General features: G+C 43.2%; 14 protein-coding genes. 11 read left to right on the top strand and 3 right to left on the bottom strand.

Annotated elements, in window-relative coordinates; translation table 11 throughout:
* Nucleotides 1–3 precede the first annotated feature (3 nt).
* Together BUC07_RS05055 and BUC07_RS05050 are read right to left on the bottom strand one after the other, a co-directional pair.
* Complete coding sequence (locus BUC07_RS05055) at nt 4–579, bottom strand: hypothetical protein (protein WP_139279476.1); 576 nt, start codon at nt 577–579, stop codon at nt 4–6.
* Nucleotides 580–775: 196 nt separating this feature from the next.
* Nucleotides 776–1,384 carry a hypothetical protein gene (locus BUC07_RS05050; RefSeq protein ID WP_073166496.1) on the bottom strand — a complete coding sequence of 203 codons (609 nt, stop codon included), beginning with the start codon at nt 1,382–1,384 and terminating at the stop codon, nt 776–778.
* A gap of 543 nt (nt 1,385–1,927) precedes the next feature.
* Here BUC07_RS05050 and BUC07_RS05045 point away from each other — a divergent pair.
* From BUC07_RS05045 to BUC07_RS05025, 5 genes are all read left to right on the top strand, one after another.
* Nucleotides 1,928–3,421: a Gfo/Idh/MocA family protein gene (locus BUC07_RS05045; RefSeq protein WP_073166493.1), complete on the top strand. Its 1,494-nt coding sequence runs from the start codon at nt 1,928–1,930 to the stop codon at nt 3,419–3,421.
* A gap of 206 nt (nt 3,422–3,627) precedes the next feature.
* Entirely contained in the window at nt 3,628–5,109 is a 1,482-nt protein-coding gene (locus BUC07_RS05040) for a Gfo/Idh/MocA family protein (RefSeq protein ID WP_073166489.1), read from the top strand.
* A gap of 15 nt (nt 5,110–5,124) precedes the next feature.
* A complete protein-coding gene (locus BUC07_RS05035; RefSeq protein WP_073166486.1) occupies nt 5,125–5,646 on the top strand; it encodes a PH domain-containing protein in 522 nt (173 codons plus the stop codon).
* Nucleotides 5,639–7,132: a PH domain-containing protein gene (locus tag BUC07_RS05030; RefSeq protein ID WP_073166483.1), complete on the top strand. Its 1,494-nt coding sequence runs from the start codon at nt 5,639–5,641 to the stop codon at nt 7,130–7,132. Before BUC07_RS05035 ends, BUC07_RS05030 begins: the two co-directional genes overlap by 8 nt.
* 71 nt (nt 7,133–7,203) lie before the next feature.
* Entirely contained in the window at nt 7,204–8,289 is a 1,086-nt protein-coding gene (locus BUC07_RS05025) for a glycoside hydrolase family 43 protein (protein ID WP_073166480.1), read from the top strand.
* A 109-nt stretch (nt 8,290–8,398) separates the two neighbouring features.
* Here the strand turns inward: BUC07_RS05025 and BUC07_RS05020 are convergent, their stop codons facing one another.
* A complete protein-coding gene (locus BUC07_RS05020) occupies nt 8,399–8,962 on the bottom strand; it encodes a hypothetical protein (protein ID WP_073166477.1) in 564 nt (187 codons plus the stop codon).
* A gap of 140 nt (nt 8,963–9,102) precedes the next feature.
* On the opposite strand from BUC07_RS05020, the gene BUC07_RS05015 reads away from it, so the two are divergent.
* The 6 genes from BUC07_RS05015 (at nt 9,103) to BUC07_RS04990 (ending at nt 15,691) form a co-directional block, all read left to right on the top strand.
* Nucleotides 9,103–10,929, top strand: coding sequence for a sensor histidine kinase (locus BUC07_RS05015; RefSeq protein WP_073166473.1), 1,827 nt, complete (start codon nt 9,103–9,105; stop codon nt 10,927–10,929).
* 109 nt (nt 10,930–11,038) lie between these two features.
* A complete protein-coding gene (locus BUC07_RS05010; RefSeq protein WP_073166470.1) occupies nt 11,039–11,734 on the top strand; it encodes a response regulator transcription factor in 696 nt (231 codons plus the stop codon).
* 70 nt (nt 11,735–11,804) lie between these two features.
* On the top strand, nt 11,805–12,377 hold the full coding sequence (locus BUC07_RS05005; RefSeq protein WP_073166467.1) for a uracil-DNA glycosylase family protein: 573 nt from the start codon (nt 11,805–11,807) through the stop codon (nt 12,375–12,377).
* Between the two features lie 158 nt (nt 12,378–12,535).
* Nucleotides 12,536–13,846 (top strand): cytochrome ubiquinol oxidase subunit I, encoded by a 1,311-nt coding sequence (locus tag BUC07_RS05000; protein WP_073166464.1) that lies wholly within the window; start codon nt 12,536–12,538, stop codon nt 13,844–13,846.
* Nucleotides 13,839–14,849 carry a cytochrome d ubiquinol oxidase subunit II gene (locus BUC07_RS04995; protein WP_073166461.1) on the top strand — a complete coding sequence of 337 codons (1,011 nt, stop codon included), beginning with the start codon at nt 13,839–13,841 and terminating at the stop codon, nt 14,847–14,849. The genes BUC07_RS05000 and BUC07_RS04995 overlap by 8 nt, the downstream gene beginning before the upstream one ends.
* A gap of 134 nt (nt 14,850–14,983) precedes the next feature.
* The gene (locus BUC07_RS04990) at nt 14,984–15,691 is read left to right on the top strand and encodes an SDR family oxidoreductase (RefSeq protein ID WP_083578100.1); all 708 of its coding nucleotides are present in this window, start codon (nt 14,984–14,986) and stop codon (nt 15,689–15,691) included.
* Nucleotides 15,692–15,723 lie beyond the last annotated feature (32 nt).

The following is a 15,723-nucleotide window of genomic DNA, read 5'->3' as shown; positions in this document are numbered from 1 at the left end:
TAACTAATTATGATCGGTTAGGGTATAGATCACATTAAAAGTGGTCGGTTCTGTACTTAATCCGGCATAAGTTGGAGAGTCCTGGTCGTATTCCAATTCATAGGTAAGTACATGGCCATTATTGACACCTTTACCGGTGTAGCAACTTCCAATACCGGAAATGATTTCGGCGGGTTTATCCGAAAGGAGGATTTCCCCGGCAGGATGCCCCAGTTTACCTTTACCAGAACCTTCTGCTTCTGAGGCTTTCACTTTTAAATGCATACCTTTGGGCATTTCCCCCTGCACAAATGCAACAATTTTCCGGCGATGGGTTGAATTATTAATAACAGATGAATAGTTCAACCAGATATGATTGTTTTGATTCTTATTATTGTGAAAATCAATCGCATTTCCGGCTTCGGTTGGCGAGGAAGCAGAAAAACTAATATCGGAAGCGTTCTCTGAAACCAATCCAAGAAGAGCAACTTCAGGCACCTCGATATTCAGCTTATGACTGGATACATTGTCTTGTGCCACCAAAACACCTGTATAACAAACCATTAAAAATAAGACCAATATGCGCTGCACGATTTTCATATCCAAATTTAAGCAATTGAACATATAATCGCAAAATATATTGTGCCTAAATCAGGGGTATAAAATTCTGATATCGTGCCTGCTAAAATACTGATAGGTTCGTCAGAAAAACAGAAAACCCCTGCAGCTACGCAGGATTAAAGCACAAAAAAGGCTGCCCGGTGCGGACAGCCTTAATTATGTTGTTATTTTTTGCTTACTCCTGAGTTGGTACATTTGCTGCATCGCCAGTAATTGTGTATGTAACTGTTACAGTTGAAGAGGCAGCTTCCAAAGTTGAATACTTACTGTCATTAACTTTCAGGTTGTACGTTAAAGGATGCCCTTTTTTATTACCTATTCCAGTGTAAACACTTCCAATTCCGGTAACAATGCTTTTACTCTCCTCCGAAGCTGCCAACTCGATTGTCCGTCCTGTTCCAGGATTGCCAACAGCACCACTAAATATACCTCCTGCTGTTATTTCCAGACTTAAACCCGTTGGAAGATTATTGCTAATTCCTACTGTAATATCGCGGGTTTCACCGTCTTCTACAATTGAAGTATAATTTAATGCTAAATCCGAATTGGTGGCTCCTGAAAAATCGACAGCTGCTCCTGCCTCCATTTTGGTAAGACTGGGAGTTAAGGTAATCGAATTTGCTTCGCCATTAGAACCTTCAATATCTACAAGGGCAACCTTTGGGATATTTAATGTTACCTGATGTGACGCTTCGTTTGTGTCATTATTATCAACCTGTGCGTTCACTACGTTTCCTACTCCAAAAATAAATACTACTGCGAAAATTAATGATAACTTTTTCATGATTTTGTGTTTTTTAATTGTTTATAAAAAATTTTAGTTTGTAATTTCAATCTTCAAGCGTACCGACAACATTACAACGCCAATGCCAAAAACACAAACCACTGATTACTATCTACTTACCTGCATGCCAAAAATAGCTCGCTGTTTCATTTCGGGACAACCAATCCAAAATTTGGAACCACAGCCAATAAGAGACCGCCCTCTCTTTTTTTACCCCCGGCTATTTTGATTAAAAATTTAAAAAGAGAACGTTATTCTTATCCGGACTCAATAAAAACAAAACCAAAGTTCATGATTTTTTGAAATTTTTAACAAAACCCCGGCCGGATGCAATCTCCCTAATGTTAAAAAGCTGATTGCAAATTAATTTAGCATTGGTCAGTTTTAGTTCACCTGGACAAACAGCTGGTTATTTTGGAAATTTTAAAGCGTAATTCTATTTGTGTAATTTGAAGGAACACTGAATATCCTTATATTTAACGGATTTTTGTAAATTAGTTTTAGGAATAAATAGTACCTATCCAATTAAAACTTTTATTTGTTATGGAAAAGAATTCAAAAAAGAGTGCAGTATCGAGGAGAGCTTTCCTTGGTACCACAGCTGCAGCTGCAGCAGGATTGACAATTGTTCCGAGCCATGTAGTTGGCGGACTGGGACACAAAGCACCGAGTGACAAACTCAACATTGTTGGTGTTGGCGTTGGCGGAATGGGTTTTGCTAACCTCAAAAACCTCGAGTCGGAAAACATTGTCGGACTGTGCGATGTTGACTGGGGATACACTGCAGGCAATGGCGTTTTCGATCGTTATCCGAATGCCAAAAAATACAAAGACTGGCGCCGGATGTTTGACGAAATGGGAGATGATTTTGATGCAGTAGTAGTAGCTACCGCTGACCATACCCACGCTATTATTGCGTCCCACGCTATTACTATGGGTAAACATGTGTACGTTCAAAAACCATTGACCCACTCGGTTTATGAATCGCGTTTGCTTACCAAACTAGCCGATAAGTACAAAGTGGCTACCTCAATGGGTAACCAGGGATCATCAGGTGAAGGTGTAAACCTTACAACCGAATGGATTGCCAACGGCGAAATTGGTGAAGTAACCAAAGTAGAAGCATTCACTGACCGCCCGATTTGGCCACAAGGACTCAATACTCCTGAAAATGGAGACTGGGTTCCTGAAACACTTGATTGGGATCTGTTTACCGGCCCTGCAGAAATGAAACCATTCAACCACATTTACCACCCATGGAACTGGCGTGGCTGGTGGGACTATGGAACAGGTGCTCTTGGTGATATGGCCTGCCATATTTTGCACCCTGTATTTGTTGGTCTGCAACTGGGGTACCCGACTAAAGCTCAGGCGAGTTCAACATTGTTACTCGAAGAATGTGCGCCAAATGCGCAGTCGGTTAAACTGACTTACCCGAAAAGAAGAGCTAAAGGACCATGGAAAGTCGATCTTCCTGAAGTAGATGTTCACTGGTACGATGGTGGTATCAAATGGGATCTGCCCGAAGGCTGGCCTGCTGGTAAAAATCCGAATGACAGCGGCGGCGGCGTTATTTTCCACGGCACAAAAGACAAACTCATTTGCGGTTGTTACGGAGTAAATCCATGGCTGCTTTCAGGACGTGAACCCAACGCGCCAAAATTCCGTCGCAGGGTAGAAACCAGCCACGAAATGGACTGGGTACGTGCATGTAAAGAAAGTGCAGGGGACCGTGTTCCTACCGCTTCCGATTTCAGCGAAGCAGGACCATTCAACGAAATGGTTGTAATGGGTGTACTCGCTGTTCGTCTGCAGGCACTGAACAAAGCACTCGAATGGGATGGTGAAAACATGGAATTCACTAACCTGAAAGATGACGAAACAATCCGTACAGTTATCAAAGATGGTTTTGAAATTCATGATGGTCACCCAACGTTCAAGAAAACATGGACCGACCCGGTTTCAGCAAAAGAATTTGCAGCCGAACTGGTTAAGCATACTTACCGCAAACCATGGAGTTTGCCTAATATGCCTTAATCCACGGTATAAGAATATTATTAAAAAGGGTGTCCCCTGCGGGCACCCTTTTTTCATTGAATAGCATTCATGCTCTATATTCCAATAAACTACCTGTTCTGAAATTTTGTTAAAAATCTTTCAAAAGAATAAAATTATAGGTTTAACCTGATATTTTTTCTAATTTGCACGCAACCTTTAATCCTCCATTTTAAACTATTGAATGAATGAGCAAAACGAATAATTTAACACGACGTTCATTTTTGGGTGCTGCCTCTTCGGCGGCAGCCGGATTTATAATATTGCCTTCGAATGTAGTAGCCGGGTTGGGACACAAATCACCAGCCGACAAATTAAATATTGCCGGAATTGGTGTTGGCGGACAAGGCTACAGCAACCTCAGGAACATGGAGTCGGAGAATATTGTGGCACTTTGCGATGTGGACTGGGATTATGCAGATAATACATTTAAACGCTGGCCGAAAGCAACTACCTACAAAGATTACCGCGTAATGTTTGAAAAGCAGAAGGATATTGATGCGGTGATGATTGCAACCCCCGATCATTCGCATGCACTGCCTGCTGTGATGGCCATGCGCGAAGGAAAACACATTTATCTTGAAGCGCCGCAGACCCATTCGATTTATGAATCGAGAATGTTAAGCGATCTTTCAAAAAGATACGGCGAGGCCACGCAAATGGGAAACCAGGGAAACTCCGATGAGGGAATTCGGCGCATTTGTGAATGGATTTGGGCCGGTACAATTGGTGAAATAACCCACGTGGATGCATGGACCAGCAGGCCTTTCCGGCCGCAGGCGCTCGAACGCCCCAACAGGGGAAGAAGAGTGCCCCGCTACCTCGACTGGGACTTGTTTGTGGGGCCTGCCCCGTGGCGCGATTATCATACGGAATATCATCCATGGAAATGGCGCAGCTGGTGGGATTTCGGAACCGGTGTCCCCGGCGATATGGGATGCCACGTGCTCGACCCGGCATTCAAGGCCTTAAAATTAACCCACCCCAAAACGGTTCAGGCCAGTTCTTCTGTGTTCAATACTGAATCGCCACCAAATTCGGAGTTTATAAAATATGAATTCCCACGCCGCGATAATTTACCCAAAGTGGCCATGCCCGAAGTTACGGTGCATTGGTACGACGGCGGACTGATGCCTCCCCGGCCCGACGAACTGAAAGACGGCGAACCAATGGGCGACGAAAACGGCGGGTGTATTTTCCATGGCACCCGGGGCAAAATAATGTGCGGCGCTTATGCCCAAAATCCAACTCTGCTGCCCACCAGCGAAATGGATAATTTCCAGGAGCCTGAAAAATCCATCCGGCGTGTTTTCAATGCACTGGAAGGTGGGCATGAACAAGACTGGATACGTGCCTGCAAAGAATCTTCAGAAAACAGACTGGAAGCATCATCAAATTTTGATTATGCCGGTCCGCTTACTGAAATGAACTTGTTGGGTGTGCTTGCAGTGAGAATGCAAAGCCTTAACCGGAAGCTCATTTGGGACGGCCCCAATATGCGGTTTACCAATATTGATCCTACTGATTTACTGCGCATTCTTTCTACTGAAAACTTCGAGGTGGAATATGGTAACCCACGTGTAAACAGGGAATATGTTTCCTTACCTGCAATTGAAACGGTTGAGGAGTGGATCAGACACACTTATCGCCAGGGATGGGAACAGTTTTAAAAGGAAAATCCGATTATGGAAAACTTTACCAACTCCATTGTTTTACCCGGGAACCTTCCCGAAGTTGATCCGGTTAAATTCACCGGATTAAACCGGAAATACCTGACGGTTTTATATGCCCGGATCCTGATTGTATTTCTGATTTTAGCAGGCGGGCTGATTGCTTTTGTTTCCCTCGCTGATGAAACCGTTCCCGAAAAATTTATTTACCTGATTGCCGGAGCAATACTGCTCATCATTGCATATTCTGCAATAATCACCACGTTGGGATTTCCTAAAAAAGGGTACCTCATTCGCGAAAAGGATGTCTCTTTTCAACGCGGACTGATTACCTACAAAGTTACTTCTGTTCCGTTAAACCGCATTCAGCATGTGGAAGTCAACCAGGGAGTGCTGGGCAAAATGCTGCAACTTTCTTCCGTGAAAATTTACACTGCCGGCGGCACTTCCAGCGATTTAACCATTCCGGGACTTTCAAAACCGGAAGCCCGAAAAATGAAAGCTTTTCTGTCCGGAAAAATCAGTGAGCATGAATAGCATTGATTTAACAACGCCCACACGGCAGTCGGCACGCGGATTGGTCCTGATTTTCCTGTTCAGTTTTCAAAAATTTGTCCGCGCTTTCTGGCCGTTATTTCTGGTTCTTGTTTTTCAAAACAATATTTTTCAAAACCAGCGGGTTATTTATATTTCCATTTTAGTTTTTGTTGTTTTACTCGCTGCTCATACCATATTATATTACCTCAATTTTTATTTTTATGTGGTCGGCGATGAATTTATCCTGAAAAAAGGATACCTGCGCAAGCAAACCCTTTCTGTTCCGCTCGAACGCATCCAAAGTGTAAACACCAAGCAAAACCTCATTCAGCAGGTACTCGATGTGGTTACGCTCGAAATTGATACTGCCGGAACCGTTGGCAAGGAATTGAAAATTCATGCACTCAGCAAGGCCTATTCCAATGCACTTCAGGAGAAACTGCAAACTGAAAAAAGCACGAAAAAATGGGCAGAAGAAACCACTGCCGAAGAAACAGAAAAAGCAAAGGAGGAAACTCTTCTGCACCTAAGTCCGACAGATTTGCTGCGAATCGGAATCAGCCAGAATCACATCCGTGCCGGACTGATTATTATTGCTTTCGGGATGCAATTATTCAACCAGGCACAGGATGTTTTTCAGGAACAGGCCGATAAATATTCGAACGAGTTTATTGAATTCATGTCACACTCGAATTGGGCGCTTATTACTTTTCTGGTAATTTTCTTCCTGTTGGTTTCCATCCTCTTCTCACTGCTTCGGACAGTACTCAAATACTTTGATTTTAAACTTTTTAAAAGAGCTGAAACCTATCGGATTGAATCGGGTCTTTTGAATAAACGAAACGTAATTATCCCACATCAAAAAGTGCAGGAACTGAACTGGGAAACGGGCCCGTTAAAAAAAATTTTTGGTATCTACCACCTGGTTTTCAAGCAGGCAGTAAGCGGCCAAAACCGGCGCCAGCAACAACAACTGGTGGATGCCCCCGGATGTTTGAAACACCATTTGGAAAGGCTAAAAAGTGATTTATTTGGAGAAGACAAACTGAATGAAGCTCCCCGCATTTACACCAATAATTTTTATTTCAGAAGACTCTGGTTGTTGTTTGGCTGGATTCCCGCGATCCTTGCCTCTCCGTTTTTTTATTCTGATTGGATTTTCTGGGGGGCTGCCCTGGTGTGGTTGCTGGCTGCCGCCGGCTACTGTTACCTGATAATCAAAAAACGATACTTCCGGGTGAAAAATAATCAAATACGAATTTCAAAAGGCGCCATTTCGCACAAATGGGAGCAAATGGAGTTACATAAAATTCAGGCTGTGGAATTCAAGCAATCCATATTTCAGAAAAGAAGATCGCTGGCCAGCCTCGATTTAATGAACGCTTCAGGAACAATTACTATCCCTTTTATCGATGAAAAAATTGCCAAACAGCTCTACAACTACCTGTTGTATCACACCGAAATCTCAAAAAGAAGCTGGATGTGATAAGTTGAAATTAATTTTCAAAATAGGCCGGAAATCGTATATTTGTGTTCAAACCTTTTAAAATGAGAACAATGCATAAAACAACAATTTTTCTTTTTGTGGTTTTGGCCCTGGCATCCGGCTGCAGCAATAACAAAAAGTCATCGGAAAAATCGGCCGAAACTGCTGATACCACAGTTACTGAATCGAAGTTTCTGAATGAACCACTGGTGGAACATATATTTACTGCCGACCCGTCGGCGCATGTTTTTGAAGGGAAAATTTTCATTTTCCCGTCGCATGATATTGATGCAGGAATTCCTGACAATGATTTGGGCGACCAATACGCCATGCGCGATTACCATGTTTTTTCGATGGAGCAACCCGGCGGCGAAGTTACCGACCACGGCGAAGTGCTGTCGGTTGACGAAATTCCGTGGGCAGGCCGCCAGCTTTGGGCTCCCGATGCGGCACATGCCAACGGAAAATACTACCTCTATTTTCCGATGAAAGACAAAAATGATGTATTCAAAATTGGCGTAGCAGTGAGCGATAATCCAGAAGGGCCGTTCACTCCTGAGCCCGAACCCATTGCCGGAAGTTTCAGCATGGATCCGGCAGTTTTCGAAGACGAAGACGGTTCATATTACATGTATTTTGGCGGAATTTGGGGTGGTCAGCTGCAACGCTGGAATGGCGGTGAATATGCCCCGGATGGAGAAGAACCCGCTGCCGACCAGCCAGCGCTGAATCCGCAAATTGCCAAAATGGACGATGACATGCTCAGCTTTGCAGAAACGCCAAAAGACGTGCAGATTCTGGATGAAAACGGCGACCCGCTGCTTGCAGGCGACAACGAACGCCGGTTTTTCGAAGCCGCGTGGGTACACAAATACAACGGAACTTATTATTTCTCGTATTCAACCGGAGATACACACAAAATTGTGTATGCCACGAGCGACAATCCATACGGGCCGTTTACCTACCAGGGCGTTATTTTAAAACCGGTGCAGGGATGGACCAATCATCACTCGATTGTGGAATTCAACGGAAAATGGTACCTGTTTTATCATGATACACAACTCTCAGGAAAAAACCATTTGCGCAATATTAAAATGACAGAACTGACACACAATGCAGATGGCTCGATACAAACAATCGACCCGATGAATAATTAAATTTTCAATTCAACAGAATAAAAACAACAGGCCGGTTAAAACAACCGGCCTGTTTTACGAATACATAAAACTGAAAGTCAATTGTTTCTGCTGTTAAGTCTGTTTCTGTTTAATTGTTTTCCTGGCTGTTTTCTGTTTCTAATTCTTTTACTTCCACTTCAGTTTTATTCTCGTTTTCTTCATTTTTCTCCCTGATGATGACGATCTTTTCGCGCCCTCCGCTTTTATCTTTCTTTTTATAGGAAATGATTGCCGGGTCGCTCAGGTCAATAATGTTTTCACCTGAGTTGCTTTCGAAACGAAAAACATGAGGAACGTTGGGTGGTTCTGGTGCATCGGGCGGCCAGAAAAATGGCGTATCAAAATCAAAATTTTCGTCTTTTAAAAAAACGGTGATTTCTTCTTTCAATGAATCCAGGTTGGGAAGTTCGGGCATTGCAAACTGAAAATCTTCAACTGTGCCAATCGTGTCGCCGTTCCACACAAAAATGTTATTGCCTTTAATTATGGTGTCGAGAACGGTTTTTTTGCCGTCTTCCACTTTTATCAGTTTTATGTGGCGTTCTGACTTTTCGCCAAGTGGCGGATCCTGCGGATGTTGGCGTAACGAAAAAGAAGATAACAACAGGAAACCAGCTAAAAATACTCCCAGAATAAAAAACATGTTCTTCATGACTTTACTATTTTAATGATTTAATTTCTGAAACAAATATACTCTACCTTCACACTTTCAATGAGTTAAGGTGTGGTTAAAAACAGTTAAGGAAAAGTTAAAATTTAAAACAAAGGCATCGAAATCCTTATATTTGAAGCATGAACCGAAAAATTTTTACCGGATTGGTTGTACTGATGGGGATTTCCATACTCGGAATTATTGCCGTTCAACTGGTTTGGATGAACAATGCCATTCGCGTAAAAAATGAATTGTTCAGCCGAAGTGTGAACGAAGCACTGAACAGCACCGCCGAAAAACTGGAAGAACGCCACAACCTGGGGATTGTCAACCAGATGATTTTCAGCAGCGATTCTGCTTTTCGGTTTGAAGATATAAACGAATTTGAGTATCATTTTCAAGTTCCGGAACCTCCGCCTCCGCTACCGAAAAACATGCCCGATTCGTTGAAAATAAAAAGATTGCCGCGTGTAAAAGTTCCGCCTGTAACTATTTCCCGAAAAAAGAGATCGAATGATGGCAGCAAAAATATAAGGATTGAATTGGAAACAAGTTCCGATTCCGGAGAAACAACCACGCGTTTTGGATTGAATGGCGAGGCGCAGGTTTTTTCGGATGAGTTTACATTTCGTCACGGAAAAGACACTACAAAACAACAAATTTTCATCCCCGATGCAGAATCTGTCAGCACAAACCTCGATTCTTTATTTTCAGCAAGCGAAATTAAAATGGACTCTTTGTTTCAAAACATTAATTTCGAACATCTCGATTCTTTGTATTCAATAAGTGCTGTCAAAATCGATTCGATGATGGAAAACCTCGACTCGGCATGGCATGTTTCTCCCGATTTCTCGAAAAGGGTAAAAAATAAAGCCGGAAACCTGAAACGTACGGCACGTCAGTTTGTTACCGAGATTGTGTCGTGGGATGCCAGCGAAATTGATACTTCGCAGCTCCAAACCATATTAACCGGCGAACTGAAAAACCGCGATATTCCCATCAATTTTCAGTTTGGAATTTATTCTGATACAATTTTGTATGCCCATTCTGAGGCTGCTGATTCCTTCAAATTAGCAAATTCCGAATACAAAGTGGAACTTTACCCGAATGCCATATTTGACCGAAACCTGCAGTTGTCGGTGCTTTTCCCTGAGCGCGGAAGCTTTATTTTCCAATCGCTCAACTGGCTGTTGGTGGCATCACTCATTTTTTCTTTGTTTATTTTAACCGCCTTTTCGCTGAGTATTTTTTATATACTCCGGCAGAAAAAGATTTCTGAAATGAAATCGGATTTCATCAACAATATGACGCATGAATTTAAAACGCCCATCGCCACCATTTCGGTGGCCACCGATTCAATAACCAACGATAAAGTGATACACAAACCGGAGCGCATAAAATATTTTGCCGGAATGATTAAAAAAGAGAACGCCCGTATGAACCTTCAGGTGGAAGATATTCTCACCATCGCCCGGCTCGATCGGAAAGATTTCGAGTTTAACTGGGAAGCCCTCGATGTGCATGAACTGATTCAGGATGCCATCGAGGGAATCAGGATTCAGGTTGAAAAACGAAAAGGTAATATTGAAACACAACTCGATGTAAAAAATCCAATCATCACAACCGATAAGAAACACTGCACCAATTTAATTTACAACTTGCTGGACAATGCCATGAAATATTCTGCCGACTCACCTGAAATAAAAGTGGCAACACAGAACAAGGCAAACGGTGTTGTTATTTCGGTGCAGGATACTGGCATTGGAATGAGTAAAAGCGTACAGGCAAAAATATTCGAGAAATTTTACCGGCAAAGCAGCGGGAATATTCATAATGTAAAAGGATTTGGGCTCGGATTGAGTTATGTAAAAGCTGTGCTCGAAGCCAATCGCGGAAATATCTCGGTTCAAAGTGAACCCGGCAAAGGAAGTAAATTTGATGTATTTTTACCGTTTGTGAGGGAGTGAAAATGAAATTAGTTTGTCATTTCGACGAAGAATGAGGAGAAATCTTTCTCAAAAAAGCAGATTTCTCACCTGAATACAGGTTCGAAATGACATTTAAAATGAGGCTTTGATGAACGAGAAACAACATATTTTTCTTCTGGAAGACGACCTCAGTTTCGGGGCGGTTTTGAAATCGTACCTGGAGTTGAACGACTATGAAGTTACCTGGGTTGACGACGGTAAATTTGCAGCAGACAAATTCCGAAACGGGATTTACCATATTTGCATCCTCGATGTGATGCTGCCCCATGTGAACGGCTTTTCCATTGCCCGTGAAATCCGTAAGCTAAACCAGGAAATCCCGTTGGTTTTTCTTACAGCCAAAACGCTGAAGGAAGACATTCTGAAAGGTTACAATGTGGGAGCCGACGATTACATTACCAAACCGTTCGATACAGAAGTGCTGCTGTGTAAAATAAAAGCAATCCTCAACCGGAAAGGGGAAGGAATCTTTTCAGAAAAAGAAGTTTATGAAATTGGAACTTACCGGTTTTATCCGAAAAAGCGGACAATAATTCTTGAGCATCATCAGCAAAACCTGTCGCCCAAAGAGGCTGAATTATTAAAACTCCTTTGTCAGAACCAAAATGAACTGCTGCCCCGCGAAACCGCGTTGCGGAAAATCTGGGGCGAAGATGGCTATTTCACCGCCCGAAGTATGGACGTGTTTATCACAAAGTTGAGAAAATACCTCTCTTCCGACCCCAATATAGAAATCAAAAATATCCATGGGAGCGGATTCATTCTGGAGGTAAGCAGCGAATAAACAATTTGCAGTCTAATTCCTTAAAAGAAAATACAATCCTTTTTACAATTGTATCCCGAAAATAATTGGAATGAAAAATCTTTTGCACGAAATAGCAAACTGCAGGGTATGCGAATCGTTTCTGGAATTCGGTCCGCGCCCCATTGTAACGGCGAGTGAAAAGAGCCGGATTGTAATTGTGGGGCAGGCACCTGGTCTTGCAGTGCATCAATCCGGTATTCCCTGGGACGACCCCAGTGGCGACAACTTGCGTAAATGGATGCAGGTAGACAAAACGACCTTCTACAACCCCGAAAAAATAGCCTTAATTCCTATGGGTTTTTGTTATCCGGGAAAAGGAAAATCGGGCGATTTGCCCCCAAGAAAAGAATGCGCCCCGTTGTGGCATAAAAAACTTTTCGACAAAATGCCCCATGTAAAACTCACTATTCTGGTTGGGAAATATGCACAGGCCTGGTATCTGGATGGCAAACACAAAAAGAACCTGACTGAAACCGTTAAAAACTTCAACGATTACCTTCCCCGTTATTTCGTTTTGCCCCACTCCTCTCCGCGGAACAACATCTGGCAGGCAAAAAATGAATGGTTTGGGAAAGTGGTGCTTCCCGAGCTTCAGAAAAAGGTTCAGGAAGCATTGAAATAAAATACTTCAAACAACTTTCCGGTAACCGGCATCGCTTCAAACGGTTATCCGGCAGTCGGCATTTGCAGGGCATTTCTTTTTCTCCCGTATATCAAACCGAATCCCGTTTCCAGTGTTGAAAAAGAAACAACAAATTAATAATTTCAAAGCATAACAGCATGGACGAATTTTTGGCCGCCCGGATGCAGATGGGCGTTTCGTTGGGATTTCATATTGTTTTTGCATGTATTGGCATGGTGATGCCGTGGTTTATGTTTGTGGCCGAATGGAAGTGGTTAAAAACAAACAACCCGGTTTACCTCGATCTGGCCAAAGCATGGGCAAAAGGAGTAGCCATATTTTTTGCGGTGGGCGCTGTTTCGGGCACGGTGCTTTCGTTTGAACTGGGTATGCTCTGGCCTACCTTTATGGAGCATGCCGGGCCTATTTTTGGGTTGCCGTTTTCGTGGGAAGGAACTGCCTTTTTCCTGGAAGCCATTGCATTGGGACTGTTCCTGTACGGCTGGAACAGGCTCAACAAATGGGTTCACCTTTACACCGGACTGGTGGTGGGAATTGCCGGAGTGCTTTCCGGCATTTTTGTAGTTTCAGCCAACGCCTGGATGAATGCGCCCGCCGGATTTGACTGGGTAAACGGGCAGGCTGAAAACATTGACCCGGTGAAAGCGATGTTTAACAAAGCCTGGCTTGCACAGGCACACCACATGACCATTGCTGCCTTTTCGGCCACTGGCTTTGCGGTAGCCGGCGTTCATGCCCTACTCTTTCTGAAAAACAAACTGGAAATTCATGCCAAAGCCATAACCATTGCTCTTTCGTTTGCCGCTGTGGCCGCTTTGCTGCAACCCATCAGCGGAGACCTTGCAGCCAAAAATGTGGCCAAACTGCAACCGGCAAAACTGGCTGCTTTCGAATCGCATTTTAAAACAACCAACCGGGCGCCGCTAATCATTGGTGGTATTCCCGATGTTGAAAATGAGGATGTGAAACATGCCATTAAACTGCCCGGATTCTTAAGTTTTCTCGCACACGGTGATTTTAATGCCGAAGTAAAAGGCCTGGAGGAATTTCCCCGCGAGGAATGGCCGCCAATCCCCATTGTCCACTACTCTTTTCAGTTGATGGTTGCTATTGGAATGTTCCTGGCGTTGCTCGGTGTAATTTTTCTGGCCGGAAGTTTCAAATGGAAACACTGGCTGGGCAAAAAATGGTGGATGAAGCTGCTGACAATAGCTACACCGTTGGGTTTTATTGCGGTGGAAGCCGGTTGGATTGTTACCGAAGTGGGCCGGCAACCCTGGATAATCTACGGCATCATGAAAACCCGCGATTCGTTAACACCAATGCCGGGAATTCAATATACATTTTACACCATAACCGCTGTGTATCTGCTGCTGAGCTTTATTGTTATCTGGCTGCTGAGCCGGCAGATTAAAGTGTTACAATCAAAATATTTGTCCCATGACTGAAATAATTTTTACGATACTTACCATTAGCCTGCTGCTTTATGTTTTGCTTGGTGGAGCTGATTTTGGTGGTGGAATCCTGGAACTGCTCACCCATGGAAAAGCCTCGGGCATTGTAACCAGGGCTATCGCACCGGTTTGGGAAGCCAATCACATGTGGCTTATCCTGGTAGTTGTCATTTTGTTTGTAGGTTTTCCAACTGTTTACTCTACTGTATTAACTGCTTTGCATATTCCGGTTTTGCTGGTATTGATCGGCATAATTTTTCGGGGTTCGGCATTTACTTTCCGCCATTACGATATTGAAGAAGTAACACCAAAAGCAATTTATTCGGCCATTTTCAGGTATTCCAGTCTTTTCACCACCTTCTTTTTGGGTGTAACCCTGGGGGGAATCATACTGGGAGAAATTTCACTCGATCACAACAATGGATTCTACGCCATTTACATTCACCCGTGGCTGAATCTTTTTTCTTTCAGCCTCGGGATTTTCCTGGTCGTCTTATTTGCTTTTCTGGCCAATATTTACACCCTGGGTGAGATTAAGGAAGAAGTTCACCTGAGGCGATTTACAAGACTTGCAAAAAGAATGATCCTGGTATTGGTTTTTGCCGGCGCTTTGGTTTTTGTAGCCGCAGAACTCGACGGGCATCCGCTGTTTTACGAATTTTACCATTCCCCTGTAAGTACTGTAAGTGTGGTGCTTGCAACTATTGCCCTGCCGTTTTTATGGATCAACCTGAACAGAAACAACCGTACATGGGTTCGTATCACTGCCGCGTTTCAAACCATAATGATTGTGGCCGGTTGGTTTGCCATCCAATTTCCGGTAGTTGTGAAAATGAAAGAAGGGCCAGATCTAACTATTCAAAATGCAGGCGCCCCTCCTGAAACGCAATTTTATTTGCTGATTGCACTGGTTGTTGGCGTATTGATTGTTTTCCCGGCAATGGGCTACTTGTATAAAACATTTAAGTTCAAAAAAGGAATTTCATCAGAAATCTGATTTGCCAAACTCAATCTGCATATTTTTTGAGACCTCTCTTTGTATTTATTCGCGGGATGATTAGATTTAGATTTTCTGTTTCATAATCAAATTTGAATAAGAGATGCAGAAAAGCAACAATAAACAGGCATATCATGATTAAAAGAACAGCTATTATCACAGGCGCATCAAAAGGAATAGGAAAAGCCATTGCTATTGGTTTGGGAAAAATGAACTACCAGACGGTTTTGATTGGAAGAAACCAGGATGATTTAAAAAAAGTTTCTGATGAAATTGCAAACACTGGTGGTTCGCTGCCTTCGCGGTTTTCAGTGGATATTACCGATTCAAAAAAAGTAAAAAAAACAGTAAATGAAGTGATAAAACAGTATGGCCGGATTGATATCCTTGTGAACAATGCAGGCACTCATTTTGGCGGCTCACTCGATTTGCCGGAGCAGGATTTTAAATCGATGCTGGAAACCAACCTGGTGGCGCAACTTATTTTTACGCAGGAAGTAGTTCCGGCTATGAAAAAACAGCAATCGGGCTACATTTTTAATGTGGCATCACGCTCAGGCAAAGTTGGTTTTGCAGGAAACGGAGGATATGCAGCTTCAAAATTTGGGTTGATTGGATTGAGCGAATCGTTGTACCGCGAACTCACGCCACAGGGAATAAAAGTTACGGCGCTTTGCCCGGCGTGGGTAAATACCAACATGGCGCAGGAAGCCGGGACTCCTTTGGAAACCGAAGAGATGATCCAGCCCGAAGATTTGTTTGAAACCATCCGCTGGCTGATCAATTTGTCGGCTGGTGCCTGCGTAAAAGAGGTGGTAATTACCAATCCGAAGAGTTTGTAAAAAAATCGCAATCACGCTTTTATAATCATATT

The sequence above is a fragment of the Tangfeifania diversioriginum genome (assembly GCF_900141875.1).
Taxonomy (GTDB): Bacteria; Bacteroidota; Bacteroidia; order Bacteroidales; family Prolixibacteraceae; genus Tangfeifania; species Tangfeifania diversioriginum.
This window is presented reverse-complemented; position numbering and strand designations above follow the sequence as displayed.

Bases quoted from the DNA above. Each gene is read 5' to 3' on its own strand.
- BUC07_RS05010 (WP_073166470.1), top strand. From the start codon at position 11,039: ATGAACGAGAAACAACATATTTTTCTTCTGGAAGACGACCTCAGTTTC.
- BUC07_RS05035 (WP_073166486.1), top strand. From the start codon at position 5,125: ATGGAAAACTTTACCAACTCCATTGTTTTACCCGGGAACCTTCCCGAA.
- BUC07_RS05055 (WP_139279476.1), bottom strand. From the start codon at position 579: ATGAAAATCGTGCAGCGCATATTGGTCTTATTTTTAATGGTTTGTTAT.
- BUC07_RS05020 (WP_073166477.1), bottom strand. From the start codon at position 8,962: ATGAAGAACATGTTTTTTATTCTGGGAGTATTTTTAGCTGGTTTCCTG.
- BUC07_RS05050 (WP_073166496.1), bottom strand. From the start codon at position 1,384: ATGAAAAAGTTATCATTAATTTTCGCAGTAGTATTTATTTTTGGAGTA.
- BUC07_RS05005 (WP_073166467.1), top strand. From the start codon at position 11,805: ATGAAAAATCTTTTGCACGAAATAGCAAACTGCAGGGTATGCGAATCG.
- BUC07_RS05045 (WP_073166493.1), top strand. From the start codon at position 1,928: ATGGAAAAGAATTCAAAAAAGAGTGCAGTATCGAGGAGAGCTTTCCTT.
- BUC07_RS05040 (WP_073166489.1), top strand. From the start codon at position 3,628: ATGAGCAAAACGAATAATTTAACACGACGTTCATTTTTGGGTGCTGCC.
- BUC07_RS04995 (WP_073166461.1), top strand. From the start codon at position 13,839: ATGACTGAAATAATTTTTACGATACTTACCATTAGCCTGCTGCTTTAT.
- BUC07_RS05030 (WP_073166483.1), top strand. From the start codon at position 5,639: ATGAATAGCATTGATTTAACAACGCCCACACGGCAGTCGGCACGCGGA.
- BUC07_RS05000 (WP_073166464.1), top strand. From the start codon at position 12,536: ATGGACGAATTTTTGGCCGCCCGGATGCAGATGGGCGTTTCGTTGGGA.
- BUC07_RS04990 (WP_083578100.1), top strand. From the start codon at position 14,984: ATGATTAAAAGAACAGCTATTATCACAGGCGCATCAAAAGGAATAGGA.
- BUC07_RS05015 (WP_073166473.1), top strand. From the start codon at position 9,103: ATGAACCGAAAAATTTTTACCGGATTGGTTGTACTGATGGGGATTTCC.
- BUC07_RS05025 (WP_073166480.1), top strand. From the start codon at position 7,204: ATGCATAAAACAACAATTTTTCTTTTTGTGGTTTTGGCCCTGGCATCC.